The organism is Candidatus Aquicultor sp. (genome assembly GCF_054640775.1).
Genome location: NZ_JBTSLF010000287.1, coordinates 1 through 738, shown reverse-complemented (window position 1 = coordinate 738; position 738 = coordinate 1). Strand labels below are relative to the sequence as shown.

Sequence of the window (738 nt, the reverse complement as noted above, 5' to 3'; positions counted from 1 at the left end):
CTACAAAGGTCAGTTGGTGACCATGACTTATCCTTTGATCGGAAACTACGGGATCAATGATCAGGATGTGGAGTCCGATCGGATTCAGGTGGAGGCCTTTTTGGTCAAGGAATATCTGCCCTTCCCGAGCAATTTTCGCTCTCAGGCCCCGTTGGCCGATTATCTGAAAAAAAGCAAGGTCCTGGGCCTGGAAAGCATAGACACCCGGGCCTTAACACGACACCTGAGAAATTATGGGGCCATGCGGGCAGTGGGCTCGACGGAAGAATTAAGACCGGAAGCCTTAATTGAAAAGGCAAGGTCTATTCCATCTATGCTCGGTCTGGCCTTAGCTGACCAAGTCACTACCACCCGTCCCTACCGCTGGGTTCAAGGGAAACCACAAATGATCCCTTCGGGGCAAGAGGACCATCCATGGAATGCCGGTGGAACGGAATATAAAGTGATGGTGATGGACTATGGAATTAAATACAACAGCCTGCGATCTTTAGAGCAGAGAGGATGTCAGGTGCTGGTAGTGCCGGCCCAGACCTCGGACCGGGAGATCCTGGCTTTAAAACCCGACGGCATATTGCTTTCCAACGGTCCCGGAGATCCGGCGGCTGACTTAGGGATCATCAAAACCATTCAAAATCTACTGGGCCTGCTGCCGATCTTTGGCATTTGTCTGGGCCATCAAATCATGGGACTGGCCCTGGGAGGGACCACCTTTAAACTGAAATTCGGACACCGGGGGGC

The 738-nt window shown here is 52.3% G+C and carries 1 protein-coding gene; it reads left to right on the top strand.

Features of this window, described 5'->3' with window-relative positions; all coding sequences use genetic code 11:
* Positions 1-738 (top strand): carbamoyl phosphate synthase small subunit (locus ACYC56_RS14240; protein WP_461374834.1); only part of this gene is annotated, 738 nt, incomplete at both ends.